Here is a 17,045-nt window from a genome sequence, read left to right on the forward strand (position 1 = left end):
TCTTGTCTGCCTTTAATAAGTTGGCTTGGGATGCTTGCAGGGTCCTGGGTGTATTTCGCGTTTTTAAACACTCGGGCCAAGCTTGCTAGAGAGTCAGTAATCGGAACAACGCTATCTTGTTGATCTCCGCCAGCGCGCATTTGAATTCGGTGTCTGCCGAGTTGTGAATGCGCGTTTCGAACGCCGCGAGGATCTGATGCCGGTTGCTGCCTTTTACCGCCATGATGAAGGGAAACTTGAACTTGGCCTTGTAGGCGTCATTCAGCTCGGTGAAGCGTTGAAACTCATCGCTCGAGCATTGGTGAATACCGGCGCCAGCCTGTTCATTAGTGCTGGCTTCGGTCAGTTCGCCCTGGACGGCAGCTTTGCCGGCCAGGTCGGGGTGAGCGACGACCAGCTCAAGCTGGCTTTGGTGATCAGCGCTCAACAAAATGTCGCTCATGCGCTGGTGCAGGGTTTCGATCTCGTCGATCTCGTCGATCGCAGCGTCCTGGCCCAGGTCGAAAGCCTTTTCGGCCACCCATGGCGAATGTTCGTAGATGTCGGCGAAGGCGGCGACAAACGCATCGCGGCTCAGGGTCGACGGTTTCAGTGTCTGGAAGGTGCTCATTTGGCAGCCCCTTGGTACGGGTGGGTTTCATGCCAATGGCGAGCGATGTCGACGCGACGGCTGAACCATACCTGTTCATGACTTTTAGCGTATTCGATAAAACGCTTGAGCGAGGCCAGACGCGCCGGACGGCCGATCAGTCGGCAGTGCAGGCCGATCGACAGCATCTTCGGTGCTTCGGCGCCTTCAGCGTAAAGCACATCGAATGCATCTTTGAGGTATTCGAAGAAATCGTCGCCCTTGTTGAAACCCTGGACCTGGGTGAAACGCATGTCGTTGGTGTCCAGCGTGTACGGGATCACCAAGTGCGGCTTGCCGGTCGGGTTGTTCGGTTCCCAGTAGGGCAGGTCGTCGTCGTAGGTGTCGCAGTCGTAGAGGAAACCGCCTTCTTCCATCACCAGCCGACGGGTGTTCGGGCCGGTGCGGCCGGTGTACCAGCCCAGTGGGCGTTCGCCTGTGAGTTCGGTGAGGATGCGGATCGCTTCGAGCATGTGCTCGCGTTCCTGCGCTTCGTCCATGTACTGATAGTCGATCCAGCGATAGCCGTGGCTGCAGATTTCGTGGCCGGCATCGACCATCGCGCGGATCACGTCCGGGTGACGCTGGGCGGCCATCGCTACGGCGAAGATGGTCAGCGGAATGTCGAATTCCTTGAACAGCTTCAGCACCCGCCAGACACCCGCGCGGCTGCCATACTCGTAAAGGGATTCCATGCTCATGTTGCGCGCGCCTTGCAGCGGCTGCGCCGAGACCATTTCCGAGAGGAAGGCTTCGGACTCTTTGTCGCCGTGCAGGATATTGCGCTCGCCACCTTCCTCGTAATTGAGTACGAAGGACAAGGCGATGCGGGCATTGCCCGGCCAGTGTGGGTGCGGAGGGTTACTGCCGTAACCGACCAGGTCGCGTGGGTAGTCAGCGCTCACTGCAGTCTTCCTTCTTATTCGTGGTAGCAATTTGTGTGGCAGCCTGGCGTGGCGTCACAGCGATGGGCTGATTGTATACAACTTTATATTCACTTTGTAAGCCTGATTTTTTGCATTTTTCATTAACTGTCATGAATGGATGCTACTGCAAGAAACCTGCCTGACTGGTCAGCTAATGAATAGGAGGTTCGCTGACTGCATGGTTCGCGGGTAAATCCGCTGCAAATTCGCGGATGGCGGGGGAGGGCGTAAAAATGTCGTTTTTATTGTGTACAATTTTTTTGAAAAGTGTCTTAATCAGTCGCTCGCCGCAGCTTTTCGTGCTCCGAAACGGTGCGGTCTCCTTTTCAACTGACTTCGGGAGGCGCGAGGTCTGACTGCTCTACGCAGCCAGGCGCGCAGAATCAATGGGACGTTTGACTACACACGTTTTGGACGCTGCACACGGTTGCCCGGGCAGCTCGATCAAGGTCGAGTTGTACCGCGTTGAAGGCTCGCAGCTGGAATTGGTCGCCAGCGCGATTACCAACAGCGACGGCCGTGTCGATGCACCGCTGCTGCAAGGCGATGACTACCGTTCCGGGGTCTATCAGGTTCAGTTTCATGCGGGCGATTACTACCGCGCCCGTGGCGTTCAGCTGCCGGAACCCGCGTTCCTGGACGTAGTCGTGCTGCGGTTCGGCATCTCTGCTGAACAGGATCACTACCACGTGCCACTGCTGATTTCGCCCTACAGCTATTCGACCTACAGAGGAAGCTAGACTCCCCCAAGAATCTGCGCAAAAAGCTTCTTTGGTCTTTCGCCCGCTCACACTGCGGGCTTTTTTTTGCCTTCAGGAAAGTCAAAAGATCGCAGCCTTCGGCAGCTCCTACATTTAAATGCGATCCCCTGTAGGAGCTGCCGAAGGCTGCGATCTTTTGATCTTGCTTTACTTACCGGCTCAACAACGACGCGGCGCCCGCGCCACCGAACAACGCGGCACTAATCCGGTTAAACCAACTCTGGCCCTTGCCACTGCGCAGATACCGCGCCGCGCCATGGGCACCCAGCCCATACGCCAACTTGCACAGCAGATCCAACACCGCCCAGGTTGCAATCATCACCAGCAATTGCGGCAGGAACGGCTGTTCAGCGCTCAAGAACTGCGGCAGGAAAGCGGCGAAAAACAGGATGTCTTTTGGATTACTTGCGCCCAACACAAACGCGCGTCCGAACAGTGCGCGAAAGCGTGGCACAGGTGCGGCCTGGGGCACTTCGGCGCCGTGGGACGGTTGACGCGATTGTTGCCAGCTCTTCCAAGCGAGGTAAAACAGGTACAGCGCGCCAACGATCTTCAGCGCGCTGAACAGCTGTTCCGACGCCAGCAGCAGGGCGCCCAGACCCAGCGCCGACGCACTGAGCAGACAAATCGAGGCAATCACCCCGCCGAGAAACGCCGGGTACGAACGGCGCAAACCGTAGTTCAGGCTGTTGCTGATCATCAGCAAAGACAATGGCCCCGGGATCAGGATTACCACCAGCGCGGCGCCGCTGAACAGCAGCCAGGTTTCCAGACTCATCACTTTCCTCCTAATGTGCAAAAGCCCCACCCGACGGGGTGAGGCTGTTTGAAGCTATGACGGCTTACAAGAAAATGAACTTGGCGATGAAGATCGCGCAGAGCACCCACAAGCTGGCGGAAATTTCCTTGTACTTACCGGTACCAGCCTTCAGCACCACGTAAGTGATAAAGCCCAGTGCGATGCCGTCGGCGACCGAAAAGGTCAGCGGCATCATGATCGCGGTGACGATCGCCGGAATGCTGTCGGTCGCTTCATCCCAGTTGATGTGAGCCATACCGCTCATCATCAGCATCGCCACATAAATCAGCGCACCCGCCGTTGCATAAGCCGGAATCATGCCAGCCAGCGGTGCGAAGAACATCGCGGCAATAAATAGCACACCTACGGTCACTGCGGTAAGACCAGTCCGACCACCAGCGGCTACACCCGCGGCACTTTCTACATAGCTTGTTACTGGAGGGACGCCGACCATCGCCCCGAATACGCTGGAGGCGCTGTCAGCTTTCATGGCGCGAGAGAGGTTTTCGATCCGGCCATCAGCGTTGACCAGGCCGGCGCGCTGGGCGACGCCCATTAAGGTACCGGCGGTGTCGAACATGTGCACGAAGAGGAACGCCAACACCACGCTGATCATGCTGACGTTGAACACGCCGGCGATGTTCATGGCCATCCAGGTCGGTGCCAGGCTCGGCGGGGCGGACATGATGCCGCCGTAATGCACCAGGCCCAGGCCCCAACCGGCGAGGGTCACGGTGATGATGCTGATGAGGATCGCGCCGAAGACTTTGTGGTAGCTGAGCACGGCAATCATCAGGAAGCAGATGGCCGCCAGCAGCGGGCCAGGCTCGCGCAGGGAGCCGAGTTTGATCAGGGTGGCCGGGCTGGCGACGATGATGCCGGCGGTTTTCAGGCCGATGATCCCTAGAAACAGTCCGACCCCGGCGCCCATGGCGTAGCGCAGGCTGACCGGAATGCTGTTGAGCAGCCATTCGCGAATCTTGGAAAACGTCAGAATCATGAACAACACACCGGAGACAAACACCGCGCCGAGGGCGGTTTCCCAGTTGTAGCCCATGGTGCCGACCACGGTGTAGGTGAAGAATGCGTTCAGGCCCATGCCCGGTGCCAGGCCGACCGGCCAGTTGGCGTACAGGCCCATCAACAGGCAACCCAGTGCCGCAGCGATGCAGGTGGCAACGAACGCCGCGCCGTGGTTGATGCCAGCGTCAGCCATGATGTTCGGGTTGACGAAGATGATGTAGGCCATCGTGATGAAGGTTGTCAGACCGGCAATCAGCTCGGTCTTCACCGTGGTGCCATGCAAGCTGAGTTTGAAGATGCGCTCCAGCCAGCCATTACGTAACGGCGGCGAGAGATCCAGCGACGAAGCTTCGGATTTGCGGCTTTCCACAGCGAGTACTCCTCAAGAGTTTTATTTTTATTTCCAGGGCCGGACCCATGAGGGTGGCAGCGGCCCTTTGAGGCACTTGCGAATTTGTTGACCGCTTGGTCAGGAACTCGCACGAAGTGGATTATGCTTTTGTATACAAATAAAGCAAATAATGTTTTCGGTTTTGTTTACGAAAGTTCCGTCGATAGGGATATATCGCCTTCGAGGGCCTCATCGCTGGCAAGCCAGCTCCCACAGGATTTGAGTGGTTCTGTACATCTGAGTACACCGCCAACCATTGTGGGAGCTGGCTTGCCAGCGATGGGGCCAGATCAATCAGTCGAGAACTGTCTGACTGTTCCCCAACGCCAGATTCACCGCCAACCACCCATTCACCGCCGTCTCCCCAGCCTCGGCAAATACCCGCTCCAGCAACGTCACCTGCTCACGCCGCAGCGATTGCTCAAACCGCGCGCCATCGTCAGTCAATTCGAGCAGCCGTTTTCGCTTGTCAGTCTCGGACGCCACGCTGTCCACCAAATGCATCTCCACCAACTGACGCAGTGGAATGTTCAACGCCTGTTTGGTCACGCCGAGCAATGCCAGCAAATCCTTCACACTCAGGTTCGGGTAACGGGCGATGAAAAACACGATGCGCTGATGCACCCGGCTCAAGCCGCGACGCTCAAGCATCTCGTCAGCCTTGGCCGTGAAAGCCTGGTAGCCGAAGAAAAACGCTTCCATTGCTTGTTGCTGGGTCGTGGGGTTTTTAAGGTCAAGCATGTTGACGTATCCGCTCAAGCTGTCGTAATTTCGGTCAACCAGTTTGACTCATTTCCTTCAGGCCCCGCTACCGGTGACCCCCATGGCTTTTTCCGAACGTGTCTCGCGCCTTAAAAGTTCTTTGATCCGTGAAATCCTTGCCGCCGCCCAGCGTCCGGAAGTGATGTCGTTCGCTGGCGGCTTGCCGGCCGAAGCGATGCTGCCGAAAGTCGAGTGGGCTGACATGCCGCTGTCCATGGGTCAATACGGCATGAGCGAAGGCGAGCCGGCACTGCGTGAAGCACTGGCGGGCGAGGCGAGGGCGCTGGGCGTGCCGTGTGAGGCGAGCCAGGTGTTGGTGGTCAGCGGCTCCCAGCAAACCCTCGATCTGGCGGCCAAGCTCTACATCGACAAAGGCACCGAAATTTTGCTCGAAGCGCCGACTTATCTGGCGGCGTTGCAGATTTTCCAGCTGTTCGGCGCCGACTGCATCACCGTGCCGCAGGAAGCAGACGGTCCGAACCTGGCACAGTTGCGTTCGCGACTGGAGAATCACAAGCCTGCGTTCATTTACCTGATTCCGACCTTCCAGAACCCGTCGGCAGTGCGCTACAGCGAAGCCAAGCGCGATGCCGTGGCCGCGTTGTTGGACGAGTTCGGCGTCACGCTGATCGAAGACGAACCCTACCGCGAACTGACCTTCGACGGCGCCAGCGCAACACCGATCGTCAGTCGCTTGAAAAACGCCAGTTGGATCTACACCGGCACCGTGTCCAAAACCCTGCTGCCGGGCCTGCGGGTCGGTTACTTGATTGCCAGTCCCGACCTGTTCCCGCACTTGCTGAAACTTAAGCAATCGGCGGACTTGCACACCAATCGCGTGGGCCAGTGGCAGGCGCTGCAATGGATTGGCACCGAGAAATTCCAGCAGCACTTGAGCGAGCTGCGGGATTTTTACCGCGTTCGTCGGGATGCGTTTCAGTCGGCGTTGGAAACGCACTTTTCTGATCTGGCGGACTGGAACGTGCCGCAAGGTGGGTTGTTTTTCTGGCTGACGCTCAAGCAACCGCTGGACACCCGGACCTTGCTCAAGGACGCACTGGCGGCGGACGTAGCGTTTATGCCGGGGGAGCCGTTTTTCCCAGACCCGGACAACAACCCCGGTCACCTGCGGTTGAATTTCAGCCACATCGACCCGGCGCGATTGGATGAAGGGCTCAAGCGGTTGGCGACGGTTGTTAGGCAGGCCCAGGCAGCAGAAGCCGCCTGACGACAGAAACAAAAAACCGGCTCAAGGGCCGGTTTATTTTTGTCCGAAATTTGCGGTGCCGGGGAGGGCCTCATCGCGAGCTTGCTCGCGATGGCGTCAGTTCAAACACCCAAAAATCATCAGGCCGCTGCAAACCGCTTATCCAGATAATCAATAATCACCTTGGATTCATACATCCAGGTGGTCTGCCCATTCTCTTCAATCCGCAGGCACGGCACTTTGATCTTGCCGCCTTGCTCGAGCAGGGCCTTGCGATCCAGTTCGTTATTCTTCGCATCGCGCAACGCCACTGGCACGTTCAAACGGCGCAGGGTGCGGCGGGTTTTCACGCAGAACGGGCAGGCGTGGAACTGATACAGCGTCAGGTCCTTGGCATCCGCTTCAACCTGAGCCTGAGCGGCGGCGGGGCGCTGCTTTTTGCCTGGACGGGTGATGAAGTCGATGAAGATGATCAGTTGGCCAAGGCCGACACGAAGCGCTTTAACGAACACGGTAGAAGCCTCACAAGGGCAAACAGAAGGCGCGCAGCTTACCTGATTTTTCACAGGCGAAAAAAAACCGGCGATGAGTGCCGGTTTTCTTCGTGCTGCGAGTTACTTGATCAGGCTGAGAAACTCGCTGCGAGTGGCAGCGTTTTCGCGGAACTCACCGAGCATCACCGAAGTGATCATCGACGAATTCTGCTTCTCCACACCGCGCATCATCATGCACATGTGCTTGGCCTCAATCACCACCGCAACGCCCAGGGCGCCGGTGACTTGCTGGACCGCATCGGCGATCTGGCGGCTGAGGTTTTCCTGGATCTGCAGGCGGCGGGCGTACATATCGACGATCCGCGCGACTTTCGACAACCCCAATACCTTGCCGCTCGGGATATAGGCGACGTGGGCCTTGCCGATGAACGGCAGCAGGTGGTGTTCGCACAACGAGTAGAGCTCGATGTCCTTGACCAGCACCATTTCGCTGTTGTCGGAGCTGAACAAGGCACCATTGGTGACTTCTTCCAGTGTCTGTTCATAACCGCGGCAAAGGTACTGCATGGCTTTGGCGGCACGCTTTGGCGTGTCGAGCAGGCCCTCGCGGGACACGTCCTCGCCCAATTGGCCGAGAATCGCGGTGTAATTCTGTTCCAGGGACATGAAACTACCTGTGGGATTTTTCGCAAAGGTCAAGGGTACGGTGGCGGACACGGCGCTGCAAGCGTGGCGCGACAGCTTTACTCGTCGCGGCCTTCCATCATGGTGCGTTTGAGCATCACATACACCGCGCCGGCACCACCGTGTTTCGGTTGGCACGAGGTGAAGCCGAGTACTTGGGAATGCTGGCGCAGCCAGGTGTTGACGTGGCTTTTGATCATCGGCCGCTTGCCGTCCAGGCGCACAGCTTTGCCGTGAGTGACGCGTACGCAGCGGATTTCGAATTTGGTGGCTTCGGCGAGAAAGGCCCAAAGGGTTTCCCGAGCCTTTTCCACGTTCATGCCGTGCAGGTCGAGGCTGCCTTCGAACGGGATCTGGCCAATCTTGAGTTTGCGTATCTGGCTTTCCTGAACGCCGTCGCGCGCCCACATCAACTCGTCTTCCGGGCCGACATCGATGACGAACTGATCCGACAGCCCATCAACGGTGGTGGCATCGGTGCGCACGGTGGCGGCCTGACGCAGCTTGGCGATTTGCGCGCGGTCGCTTTTGGGTTTGCCGGTTTCGGCGCGATCGTGCTTGATCGGCTTGATGCCTTGGGTCGCACTTTTAAACAGGGAAAAATCGTCGTCTTGCATGTCAGCCTCCGCGAAGGCCGCCAGTTTACCCAAGTCGAGGCGCCATCCATAACAATTGGGCCCGTCAGATCGACGGGCCGTTGATTCAGTCGTGTTTTTTCATCAGGTGCGGGGACAAATTCAGCTCCCGCGACTGGCGCGAACGGCGCCGGCAGCGACGCCAGAGCCACACGCCGATGTACAGCACGAACAGGCCAATCGCCAGAATCACAGCCGCACCGACGCGGTTGGTATTCAATTCGCCCATGGCGGGCGCGTGGCCGAACAGGCTGGCGGCACCAGCCATGGCGAGCAGCACACCGCCCATCGCCAGCAGGGCGGCAATTGCTGCGCCGAATCTATAACGCCAGTTGCTTCGGCTTTTGGGCCGCAGGCGGCGTGCGTCAAAACCATCGGATAACTTCATTCCGACCTTCCTCAATGGGTATCGGCCCTTCGACCGGGAGTTGTCCGGGATGTTCCTGAGGCTAAGACAATTGCAGAAAATGAGATGCTTTTGCGGATGAGCGGCGGCATTAGCCGCTCATCTGGAGTCGATCAGATCAGATCGTGGGTCAGGGCGAGGGTGGCGAAGTTGTCCGCCATGATCGCCATTTCGGTCTGCTGAACGTGCTCGGCGCTGAGTACACCGCCCTTGTAAGGCAGGTCGCGGGTGGCACAGGCGTCTTCGACCAGAGTGCAGCGAAAGCCCAGGTTCTTGGCGGCGCGCACGGTGGTGCTGACGCTGGAATGGCTCATGAACCCGCAGACGATCAAGTCCAGGGAGCCGAGTTCTTGCAGGCGATCGTACAGCGTGGTGCCGTGGAACGCGCTCGGCAGCAACTTGCCGATGATGGTTTCGTCGGCGTGTGGCTCCAGGCCCGGGATGAACTCACCGCGCTCGCCCTGTGGATCGAACAGCCCGCCGACGGTGCCGAGGTGACGCACGTGCACAATCGGCCGACCGGCTGCACGGGCAGCGGCCACGATTTGCTTGATGTTCGCGACGGCAGCATCCATGCCGCTCAGGGCCAACGGGCCGCTGAGGTATTCTTTCTGAGCATCGATGATGATGAGGGTCGCCTGGCTCAGTTTGGCCGCCGGATAACCGCGACCGCTGAGTTGAAACATCGTTTGTGGAACGGACATTCTGGGGCTCCTTGGAGTGGGGCTTTTGCGACATTGTCCTCTGGCTGAGCGGTTCTGTGAATCGCTACCATCGTAGGCACCGTCTTTGCTGGCTTGCAGCCTTGTCAAGATGCTCGTTTTGTTCAATAGCCAACCGAAAAAATGGATAAGTCCTACATCTGATCCGGTGTTTTTCCTGCGTCGTCGGGAAGCGTTTTGGCTGTTAGAATCGCCAGTCGTTTTTCTGCCAGTCGTTTTATTTGGAGTTGCCCCCGTGATCACTTCCCGACTTCGTACCCTGCGTGACCATATCCGTTGGGCCGTCAGCCGCTTCCATGGGGAGGATCTGTTTTTCGGCCATGGGACCGACAACGCCTGGGACGAAGCCCGTCAACTGGTGCTGGGTGCGCTGCACCTGCCGTGGGAAATTGCCGACAGCTATCTGGACTGCAATCTGGAAGACGATGAGCTGGTCAATCTGCAACGCTTGCTCAAGCGTCGTATCGAAGAACGCATTCCTACTGCGTACTTGTTGGGCGAGGCCTGGTTCTGCGGCATGTCGTTCATCGTCGATGAGCGGGTGCTGATCCCGCGTTCACCGATTGGCGAGCTGATCGAAAAGCGCTTCGCTCCGTGGCTGGGCACCGACCCGGCGCGGATTCTTGACCTGTGCACCGGTTCCGGTTGCATCGGTATCGCCTGTGCCTACGAATTCCAGAACGCCGAAGTGGTGCTGGCCGACCTGTCGTTCGAAGCGCTGGAAGTGGCCAACCAGAACATCGAGCGCCATGGCGTCGATGAGCGGGTGTACACGGTTCAGGGCGATGGCTTTGATGGCTTGCCGGGGCAACGTTTCGACCTGATCGTGTCGAACCCGCCCTACGTCGATGCGGAAGATTTCGCGGACATGCCGGACGAATACCAGCACGAACCGGAATTGGGCCTGGCCTGCGGTGACGACGGTTTGAACCTGGTACGCCGGATGCTCGCCGAAGCGGCGAATCACCTGACCGAGAAGGGCTTGCTGATTGTCGAAGTGGGCAACAGCCAGGTTCACGTCGAAGCGCTGTACCCGGAAGTCGACTTCGCCTGGCTTGATTTCGAGCGCGGTGGGCATGGGGTGTTCATGTTGACGGCGGAGCAGTGCCGCGATCATCAAGCGGTGTTTGCTTCTCGCGTCTGACATAAGAAAGCCTTCGCGAGCAAGCCCGCTCCCACATTGGAATGCATTCTCCTGTGGGAGCGGGCTTGCTCGCGAATAGCCGCGCCTCGGTCTTGAATCTTTACCGGTGCGTCGCAATCCAGATCAACAACCCCGCCTGAAACACCGCAAACGCCACCAGGCAACTGATGGTAAATCGCAGCCCGGCATCTTCGCGCTTGTACTTGGTAACTTTTTCTTCGTGTTTCTTGAGCTTCACTTCCTGCTCGGCCAGGTTCTGCTCGGCCTGCTGAAGCATCTGCGCAGCTTCGAGAATTTCCACCTGCTGCAGCTTTTCGGTATTCCAGTCGGTCAGCAAATCGCTGACCTGCACCTCTTTGACGCTGCCCTTCAAATGCTGGGCGTCGGCGTAAACCACGTCAAAACCATGCACCCGCAAAAAGTGATCGCGGCGCAGGCGCGTGTCTTCGTTCAACGCATCCTTGTTGTTCAGGTCGCTGCCGTCGACGGTGTAGCCGGGCCAGCATTTTTTCGCCCAGGAAATGCCTTGAGCCGCCAGGTAACGGCCGATGCCACGGTTCATCGGTTCGATCTGCAAGCCGCTGGCCGGTCCGAAATGCACGCGTTTGGTCTCGTGATCGACCCAGACGTCCAGATGATTCTGTTCCTTGCGCACCCGCTGGCCTGGCAGCGAGATGGTCATGCGCATGAGGCTGTGTTCCTTGCTGTTGCGCTCGGCGTAACCGAACTCGACAAAGCGCAGTGGCCGGCCACCCGTATTGCGGTCGGTCTGCAACGGCGCCAGGCGGAGCATCTTGTGGTGCTCGACGTGGACGTCCGCCCACGGCAGCTCGACCACTGGAGGTGCGTCTTTTTCAGCGGTGGTGTCGGGTGAAGTCTGGGTATCAGTCATAACGGCGAGATCCTGTCCAAGCGCTTGCCGCCAGTCATAGCGCTGGCGACAAAGGCTTATCGGCCGTTTTTTTGAAGACTAGAGGGTTAGGGAGCGTTCTCTCCTGGTTTTCGCGGCGTGAAAACTAGTTGAGAACGCCCCCTGACAGCGCTCAACTGGTGCGAAGTCCGTCAATAAACTCGATGATTCGCGTGCCCAGTTCCGCTGCCAGGGGCAAATTAGGGTCCTTGTAGGACGCCAATTGCCGTTTCACGTCGTTCGGCACAATGCGCATCACGTGGTTCATGCCTTCGATCACCGCCAGTGTGGCGTCGGGTTTGGCGGCTTTCAGTGCCTTGGCATCGCCGACACCGACTTGAATGTCGTGGCTGCCCTGGACAATCAGCGCCGGCATTTTCAAGCGGGCGAAGGCGGCCGACGGATCCTGGCGAAACAGCGAAATCAGATACGGCTGCACACTCGGACGGAAAATCACCTCCAACTGTGGAGGCACATTATCGTCGGTGTGCCCGGCCTTGAGGCTGTCGAGCAGCTCATTGCTGCGCTGCATCAGCGGTGGCGGCAGGCGATTGCTCAATTGCTGGCGCAACACCTCATCGACCGGGCGGGCGCTGCCGGACAGGGAAATCACCCCCGCCGCATCAGCACTCGGCGCTGCCAACGTAGCAATCAACGCACCTTCGCTGTGGCCGAGCAAAATCAACTGGCCAAAGCGCGGGTCGGATTTGAGCTTGCGGCTCCAGGCTTCGGCGTCAGCCACGTAGGCTTCCACCGACAAATTGCGTTCGTCCGGCGTGGCGGCCAGGCTCGCCGCCACGCCACGTTTGTCGAAGCGCACGCTGGCGATGTTGTGTTTGGCCAGCACCCAGGCCAGCCGCTTGAGGCTGTCGTTGCGCCCGCCGTCCGGGTTATTTCCGTCACGATCCGTAGGGCCGGAGCCAGAAATGATCAGGACAACCGGTACCGGCGTGTCGGATTTTGGCAGCAACAGGGAGCCGAAAAGCTCGCCGGTGCCGGTATCCAAAGTGATTGGGCGTTGCAGGACAGTGGCCTGGACAAAGCCGGTAAACAGGGTAAGGCTCAAGGCTAGAACTCGCAGCATCATCACGCCATCATGAACAAGATGCCGGTTGGACTCGCAGGCACCCATAAGGTTCGAGGATGAACTACTTGGGTAGCCTGCGTATACTGGCGCGCATTACGTATTCAGGTTCGATTTCACGGAGCGTCCCGCATGTCCGGCAATACCTACGGCAAGCTGTTCACTGTCACCACCGCTGGCGAAAGCCATGGTCCGGCGTTGGTCGCCATTGTCGACGGCTGCCCGCCGGGTCTGGAGATCTCCCTGGAAGATCTGCAGCGTGACCTTGACCGCCGCAAACCCGGCACCAGCCGCCACACCACTCAGCGCCAGGAAGCCGACGAAGTCGAAATCCTCAGCGGCGTGTTTGAAGGCCGCACCACCGGTTGCGCCATTGGCCTGTTGATCCGCAACACCGACCAGAAGTCCAAGGACTACTCGGCGATCAAGGATCTGTTCCGTCCGGCCCATGCCGACTACACCTACCACCACAAATACGGCGAACGCGATTACCGCGGCGGCGGTCGCAGTTCGGCGCGGGAAACCGCCATGCGCGTGGCGGCGGGGGCGATTGCCAAGAAGTACCTGGCTAGCCAGGGCATCGTCATTCGTGGCTACATGAGCCAGCTCGGGCCGATTGAAATCCCGTTCAAGACCTGGGATTCGGTGGAAGAAAACGCATTCTTCAGCCCTGATCCGGACAAGGTGCCGGAACTGGAAGCCTATATGGACCAGTTGCGCCGCGACCAGGATTCGGTCGGCGCGAAGATCACCGTTGTGGCCGAAGGCGTGATGCCTGGCCTCGGCGAGCCGATTTTCGACCGCCTCGACGCCGAACTGGCCCACGCGCTGATGAGCATCAACGCAGTCAAAGGCGTGGAAATCGGCGCCGGTTTCGCCAGCGTCGCCCAGCGCGGCACCGAACACCGCGATGAAATGACCCCGCAAGGGTTCCTCAGCAACAACGCCGGCGGCATTCTCGGCGGGATTTCGTCGGGTCAGCCAATCGTTGCGCATTTGGCGCTGAAACCGACGTCGAGCATCACCACGCCGGGCCGTTCCATCGATATCCATGGCAACCCGGTGGAAGTTGTCACCAAGGGCCGCCACGACCCATGCGTCGGCATCCGTGCCACGCCGATTGCCGAAGCGATGATGGCCATCGTGCTGATGGATCACCTGCTGCGTCATCGTGGGCAGAACGCCGACGTACGCGTGAGCACTCCGGTGTTGGGTCAGCTTTAATGGCTGACCTTACAACTGCCGGGTTCTGACGAGGTTGGCGGCGCTCCCGTACTGGCGGCTTTCCAGTTTCTATCTGTTCTATTTCGCCTTGCTCGGATCGACAGCGCCGTTTCTGGCGCTGTACTTCGATCACCTGGGCTTTTCCAGCGCGCGCATCGGCGAGCTGGTGGCGATCCCGATGCTGATGCGCTGCGTGGCGCCGAACATCTGGGGCTGGCTTGGTGACTACACCGGCCGACGCCTGGCCATCGTGCGCTTCGGAGCGGTCTGCACATTACTGTCGTTCTCGCTGATCTTCGTCAGCAAGACCTACGCCTGGCTGGCGATGGTCATGGCGTTGCACGCGTTCTTCTGGCACGCGGTGCTGCCGCAGTTCGAAGTCATTACCCTGGCGCACTTGAAGGGACAGACGTCGCGTTACAGTCAGATCCGCTTGTGGGGTTCCATCGGTTTCATCATCACCGTGGTCGCGCTCGGGCGGGTGTTTGAATGGCTGAGCCTGGACGTCTATCCGGTCGCGCTGGTGCTGATCATGGCCGGGATCATCGTCAGCAGCTTGTGGGTGCCGAATGCGCAACCGGTCCAGAGCGAACGGGCGACGGGGGAGGGCTTCCTCAAGCAATTGCGCAGCCCCGGGGTGTTGGCGTTTTACGGTTGCGTTGCGCTGATGCAGATGAGTCACGGCCCGTATTACACCTTTTTGACCCTGCACCTCGAACGCCTCGGTTACAGCCGGGGTGTGATCGGCATGCTCTGGGCGGTGGGCGTGGTCGCCGAAGTCTTGATGTTCCTGGCCATGAGCAAAATCCTCGCGCGCTTCTCGGTGCGTCGGGTGCTGATGGCGAGTTTTCTACTGGCGGCCTTGCGTTGGTTGCTGCTAGGTTCGTTTGCTGAATTCCTGTGGGTGCTGCTGTTCGCGCAAGTGTTGCACGCGGCCACCTTCGGCAGCTTTCACGCGTCTGCCATCCAGTTCGTGCAACGTAGTTTCGGTGCGCGTCAGCAAGGCCAGGGCCAGGCGCTGTACGCCGCACTGGCCGGCACCGGCGGCGCACTCGGCGCGTTGTATTCCGGCTACAGCTGGAATGCCCTCGGCCCCACATTGACCTTTAGTATCGCCAGCCTCGCAGCCTTCGCGGCTGCCGTTATCATTGCTACACGTATGCAAGAGGACCGGCCATGAGCCTTACCCGTGAACACCTCGCCCAGGAAATCATCGACGCCGGGCGTTTTCTGTATGGTCGCGGCTGGTCGCCGGCCACCAGCAGCAATTATTCGACGCGCCTGTCGCCGACCGAAGCGCTGCTGACGGTCTCCGGCAAGCACAAAGGCCAATTGGGTCTCGATGATGTGCTGGCCACCGACTTGTCCGGCAACAGCCTGGAGCCGGGCAAAAAGCCGTCCGCCGAAACCCTGCTGCACACCCAACTCTACAGCTGGCGCCCCGAGATCGGCGCGGTTCTGCACACCCATTCGGTGAACGCCACAGTGCTGTCGCGCCTGACGCCGCAGGACTTCATCGAATTCGAAGACTACGAACTGCAAAAAGCCTTTAGCGGCGTCTCGACCCACGAGTCCCGAGTGCGAGTGCCGATTTTCGACAACGATCAGGACATTGCGCGCCTGGCCGCCAAGGTTCAGCCTTGGCTGGACGCCCACCCCGATTGCGTCGGCTACCTGATTCGCGGCCACGGCCTCTACACCTGGGGCGCGCGCATGAGTGACGCGTTGCGGCAGATCGAGGCCTTTGAATTTTTGTTCGAGTGCGAGTTGAAGACCCGCAGCGTCATGAACCGCCAAGGCTGACTTCACCAGAAGTAGCCCATTGCCTGATGAAACGCCTCGCCCGACCGGTCTGAAAGAACCGGACGGTGAGGCAGATACCGAGGAATTGCCCCATGAGCAGCCTGTCCGTTTATCACATCTCCAGCCCGGAAATACCGAACAAGGTCCTGACCCACTTCGAAGACATCGCCTCGACCCTGGCCGAGCAGGGCGTGCGCTTCGACCGCTGGCAAGCCACGGCGAAAATCCAGCCCGGCGCCAGCCAGGAAGAAGTGATTGCTGCTTACCAAGAGCAAATCGACAAACTGATGACCGAACGCGGTTACATCACTGTCGACGTGATCAGCCTCAACAGCGATCACCCGCAAAAAGCCGAATTGCGCGCCAAGTTCCTTGAGGAACACCGCCATGGCGAAGACGAAGTGCGATTTTTCGTCGCCGGCCGTGGGCTGTTTACCTTGCACATCGACGATTACGTCTACGCCGTGCTCTGCGAGAAAAACGACCTGATTTCGGTGCCGGCCGGTACGCCGCACTGGTTCGACATGGGCGAGCATCCGCATTTTGTTGCGATTCGCCTGTTCAACAACCCGGAAGGCTGGGTCGCCAACTTCACCGGCGAAGACATCGCCAATCGCTTCCCGCGTCTTGAGGACTGAGCCGATGCCGATCAAAGCAATTCTCACCGACATCGAAGGCACCACCAGCGCGGTGAGTTTTGTGTTCGACGTGTTGTTTCCTTACGCCGCCAAGCACCTGCCGGATTTTGTTCGTCAGCACGCCGCCCGGGCGGATGTCGCTGAGCAACTGAACGCCGTGCGTCGGGACAGCAATGAACCTGAGGCGGATGTCGAGCGCGTCATAGAGATCCTGCTGGGTTGGATCGCCGAAGACCGCAAGGCCACGCCGCTCAAGGCGTTGCAAGGGATGGTCTGGGAGCAGGGTTATCAGGCCGGGCAGTTGAAGGGCCATGTTTACCCGGACGCCGTTGAAGCGCTTAAGCGCTGGCATCAGAACGGTTATCAACTGTTTGTTTATTCCTCGGGCTCGATCCAGGCGCAGAAACTGATCTTCGGCTGCTCGGAGGCGGGGGATTTGTCGCCGTTGTTCAGCGGATATTTCGACACGACGTCGGGGCCGAAGCGCGAAGTGCAGTCCTACACCAATATCCAGAAAGCCATTGGCGTTGAACCGCAGGAGATCCTATTCCTCTCGGACATCGTTGAAGAGTTGGACGCTGCGCAATCTGCCGGCCTGCAAACCTGCGGCCTGGCGCGCGAAGGCGGGGAGCTGGGAAGCCACGTCACCGTCGAAACGTTCACCGCCATCGAACCCGAAGCCTTCTAAGGGCTGGTCAAAATCCTGTAGGAGCTGTCGAGTGGAACGAGGCTGCGATCTTTTGATCTTGATCGTTGAAATCTAAATCAAAAGATCGCAGCGTGCCGCAGCTCCTACAGGGAGTT

General features: G+C 59.0%; 20 protein-coding genes. 8 read left to right on the forward strand and 12 right to left on the reverse strand.

Annotated features, from left to right (window positions below; translation table 11 throughout):
• Nucleotides 1-85: 85 nt before the first annotated feature.
• Both uraD and puuE read right to left on the reverse strand, forming a co-directional pair.
• Nucleotides 86-610, reverse strand: coding sequence for a 2-oxo-4-hydroxy-4-carboxy-5-ureidoimidazoline decarboxylase (gene uraD / locus JFT87_RS13655; RefSeq protein ID WP_201201977.1), 525 nt, complete (start codon nt 608-610; stop codon nt 86-88).
• Entirely contained in the window at nt 607-1,533 is a 927-nt protein-coding gene (gene puuE / locus JFT87_RS13660) for an allantoinase PuuE (protein ID WP_163909161.1), read from the reverse strand. The genes uraD and puuE overlap by 4 nt, the downstream gene beginning before the upstream one ends.
• Nucleotides 1,534-1,940: 407 nt before the next feature.
• Here puuE and uraH point away from each other — a divergent pair, with 407 nt between their 5' ends.
• Nucleotides 1,941-2,294 (forward strand): hydroxyisourate hydrolase, encoded by a 354-nt coding sequence (gene uraH / locus JFT87_RS13665; protein WP_010456673.1) that lies wholly within the window; start codon nt 1,941-1,943, stop codon nt 2,292-2,294.
• A 172-nt stretch (nt 2,295-2,466) separates the two neighbouring features.
• On the opposite strand, the gene JFT87_RS13670 is transcribed toward uraH, so the two are convergent.
• From JFT87_RS13670 to JFT87_RS13680, 3 genes are all read right to left on the reverse strand, one after another.
• On the reverse strand, nt 2,467-3,093 hold the full coding sequence (locus JFT87_RS13670) for a LysE family translocator (protein ID WP_201201979.1): 627 nt from the start codon (nt 3,091-3,093) through the stop codon (nt 2,467-2,469).
• 64 nt (nt 3,094-3,157) lie between these two features.
• Nucleotides 3,158-4,507, reverse strand: coding sequence for an NCS2 family permease (locus JFT87_RS13675; RefSeq protein WP_201201981.1), 1,350 nt, complete (start codon nt 4,505-4,507; stop codon nt 3,158-3,160).
• 315 nt (nt 4,508-4,822) lie between these two features.
• Nucleotides 4,823-5,269 carry a MarR family winged helix-turn-helix transcriptional regulator gene (locus JFT87_RS13680; RefSeq protein WP_201201988.1) on the reverse strand — a complete coding sequence of 149 codons (447 nt, stop codon included), beginning with the start codon at nt 5,267-5,269 and terminating at the stop codon, nt 4,823-4,825.
• A gap of 82 nt (nt 5,270-5,351) precedes the next feature.
• Between JFT87_RS13680 and JFT87_RS13685 the strand changes: the two genes are divergently transcribed.
• Nucleotides 5,352-6,518 carry an aminotransferase-like domain-containing protein gene (locus tag JFT87_RS13685; protein ID WP_201201990.1) on the forward strand — a complete coding sequence of 389 codons (1,167 nt, stop codon included), beginning with the start codon at nt 5,352-5,354 and terminating at the stop codon, nt 6,516-6,518.
• Between the two features lie 119 nt (nt 6,519-6,637).
• Here JFT87_RS13685 and JFT87_RS13690 read toward each other — a convergent pair whose 3' ends face one another.
• From JFT87_RS13690 to JFT87_RS13710, 5 genes are all read right to left on the reverse strand, one after another.
• A complete protein-coding gene (locus JFT87_RS13690; RefSeq protein WP_201201992.1) occupies nt 6,638-7,009 on the reverse strand; it encodes a glutathione S-transferase N-terminal domain-containing protein in 372 nt (123 codons plus the stop codon).
• A gap of 102 nt (nt 7,010-7,111) precedes the next feature.
• Nucleotides 7,112-7,657 (reverse strand): GTP cyclohydrolase I FolE, encoded by a 546-nt coding sequence (folE, locus tag JFT87_RS13695; protein WP_003204506.1) that lies wholly within the window; start codon nt 7,655-7,657, stop codon nt 7,112-7,114.
• A 77-nt stretch (nt 7,658-7,734) separates the two neighbouring features.
• Nucleotides 7,735-8,292, reverse strand: a complete 558-nt coding sequence (locus JFT87_RS13700; protein WP_201194699.1) for a Smr/MutS family protein — start codon at nt 8,290-8,292, stop codon at nt 7,735-7,737.
• An 85-nt stretch (nt 8,293-8,377) separates the two neighbouring features.
• The gene (locus JFT87_RS13705) at nt 8,378-8,698 is read right to left on the reverse strand and encodes a hypothetical protein (protein WP_201201994.1); all 321 of its coding nucleotides are present in this window, start codon (nt 8,696-8,698) and stop codon (nt 8,378-8,380) included.
• A gap of 131 nt (nt 8,699-8,829) precedes the next feature.
• Nucleotides 8,830-9,420 carry a cysteine hydrolase family protein gene (locus tag JFT87_RS13710; protein ID WP_201194695.1) on the reverse strand — a complete coding sequence of 197 codons (591 nt, stop codon included), beginning with the start codon at nt 9,418-9,420 and terminating at the stop codon, nt 8,830-8,832.
• Between the two features lie 253 nt (nt 9,421-9,673).
• Between JFT87_RS13710 and prmB the strand changes: the two genes are divergently transcribed.
• A complete protein-coding gene (gene prmB, locus JFT87_RS13715; RefSeq protein WP_201201995.1) occupies nt 9,674-10,582 on the forward strand; it encodes a 50S ribosomal protein L3 N(5)-glutamine methyltransferase in 909 nt (302 codons plus the stop codon).
• A 100-nt stretch (nt 10,583-10,682) separates the two neighbouring features.
• Here prmB and JFT87_RS13720 read toward each other — a convergent pair whose 3' ends face one another.
• Entirely contained in the window at nt 10,683-11,474 is a 792-nt protein-coding gene (locus JFT87_RS13720; RefSeq protein ID WP_201201997.1) for a hypothetical protein, read from the reverse strand.
• A gap of 151 nt (nt 11,475-11,625) precedes the next feature.
• Nucleotides 11,626-12,624 (reverse strand): alpha/beta hydrolase, encoded by a 999-nt coding sequence (locus tag JFT87_RS13725; RefSeq protein WP_201201999.1) that lies wholly within the window; start codon nt 12,622-12,624, stop codon nt 11,626-11,628.
• A gap of 84 nt (nt 12,625-12,708) precedes the next feature.
• On the opposite strand from JFT87_RS13725, the gene aroC reads away from it, so the two are divergent.
• From aroC to mtnC, 5 genes are all read left to right on the forward strand, one after another.
• A complete protein-coding gene (gene aroC / locus JFT87_RS13730) occupies nt 12,709-13,800 on the forward strand; it encodes a chorismate synthase (protein ID WP_201202001.1) in 1,092 nt (363 codons plus the stop codon).
• Between the two features lie 34 nt (nt 13,801-13,834).
• A complete protein-coding gene (locus JFT87_RS13735; protein ID WP_201202002.1) occupies nt 13,835-14,980 on the forward strand; it encodes an MFS transporter in 1,146 nt (381 codons plus the stop codon).
• A complete protein-coding gene (locus tag JFT87_RS13740) occupies nt 14,977-15,603 on the forward strand; it encodes a methylthioribulose 1-phosphate dehydratase (protein WP_054048583.1) in 627 nt (208 codons plus the stop codon). The genes JFT87_RS13735 and JFT87_RS13740 overlap by 4 nt, the downstream gene beginning before the upstream one ends.
• Before the next feature lie 92 nt (nt 15,604-15,695).
• Nucleotides 15,696-16,241, forward strand: coding sequence for a 1,2-dihydroxy-3-keto-5-methylthiopentene dioxygenase (locus JFT87_RS13745; RefSeq protein WP_201202004.1), 546 nt, complete (start codon nt 15,696-15,698; stop codon nt 16,239-16,241).
• A gap of 4 nt (nt 16,242-16,245) precedes the next feature.
• Nucleotides 16,246-16,929, forward strand: coding sequence for an acireductone synthase (gene mtnC, locus JFT87_RS13750; RefSeq protein ID WP_201202005.1), 684 nt, complete (start codon nt 16,246-16,248; stop codon nt 16,927-16,929).
• Nucleotides 16,930-17,045: the final 116 nt, after the last annotated feature.

The sequence above is a fragment of the Pseudomonas sp. TH15 genome (assembly GCF_016651105.1).
Lineage (GTDB): Bacteria > Pseudomonadota > Gammaproteobacteria > Pseudomonadales > Pseudomonadaceae > Aquipseudomonas.

Coding starts and splice junctions, on each gene's coding strand:
- JFT87_RS13705 (WP_201201994.1), bottom strand. CDS start 8,698: ATGAAGTTATCCGATGGTTTTGACGCACGCCGCCTGCGGCCCAAAAGC.
- JFT87_RS13685 (WP_201201990.1), top strand. CDS start 5,352: ATGGCTTTTTCCGAACGTGTCTCGCGCCTTAAAAGTTCTTTGATCCGT.
- JFT87_RS13725 (WP_201201999.1), bottom strand. CDS start 12,624: ATGGGTGCCTGCGAGTCCAACCGGCATCTTGTTCATGATGGCGTGATG.
- folE (WP_003204506.1), bottom strand. CDS start 7,657: ATGTCCCTGGAACAGAATTACACCGCGATTCTCGGCCAATTGGGCGAG.
- JFT87_RS13700 (WP_201194699.1), bottom strand. CDS start 8,292: ATGCAAGACGACGATTTTTCCCTGTTTAAAAGTGCGACCCAAGGCATC.
- JFT87_RS13670 (WP_201201979.1), bottom strand. CDS start 3,093: ATGAGTCTGGAAACCTGGCTGCTGTTCAGCGGCGCCGCGCTGGTGGTA.
- aroC (WP_201202001.1), top strand. CDS start 12,709: ATGTCCGGCAATACCTACGGCAAGCTGTTCACTGTCACCACCGCTGGC.
- JFT87_RS13710 (WP_201194695.1), bottom strand. CDS start 9,420: ATGTCCGTTCCACAAACGATGTTTCAACTCAGCGGTCGCGGTTATCCG.
- JFT87_RS13720 (WP_201201997.1), bottom strand. CDS start 11,474: ATGACTGATACCCAGACTTCACCCGACACCACCGCTGAAAAAGACGCA.
- JFT87_RS13740 (WP_054048583.1), top strand. CDS start 14,977: ATGAGCCTTACCCGTGAACACCTCGCCCAGGAAATCATCGACGCCGGG.
- mtnC (WP_201202005.1), top strand. CDS start 16,246: ATGCCGATCAAAGCAATTCTCACCGACATCGAAGGCACCACCAGCGCG.
- uraD (WP_201201977.1), bottom strand. CDS start 610: ATGAGCACCTTCCAGACACTGAAACCGTCGACCCTGAGCCGCGATGCG.
- JFT87_RS13745 (WP_201202004.1), top strand. CDS start 15,696: ATGAGCAGCCTGTCCGTTTATCACATCTCCAGCCCGGAAATACCGAAC.
- JFT87_RS13680 (WP_201201988.1), bottom strand. CDS start 5,269: ATGCTTGACCTTAAAAACCCCACGACCCAGCAACAAGCAATGGAAGCG.
- uraH (WP_010456673.1), top strand. CDS start 1,941: ATGGGACGTTTGACTACACACGTTTTGGACGCTGCACACGGTTGCCCG.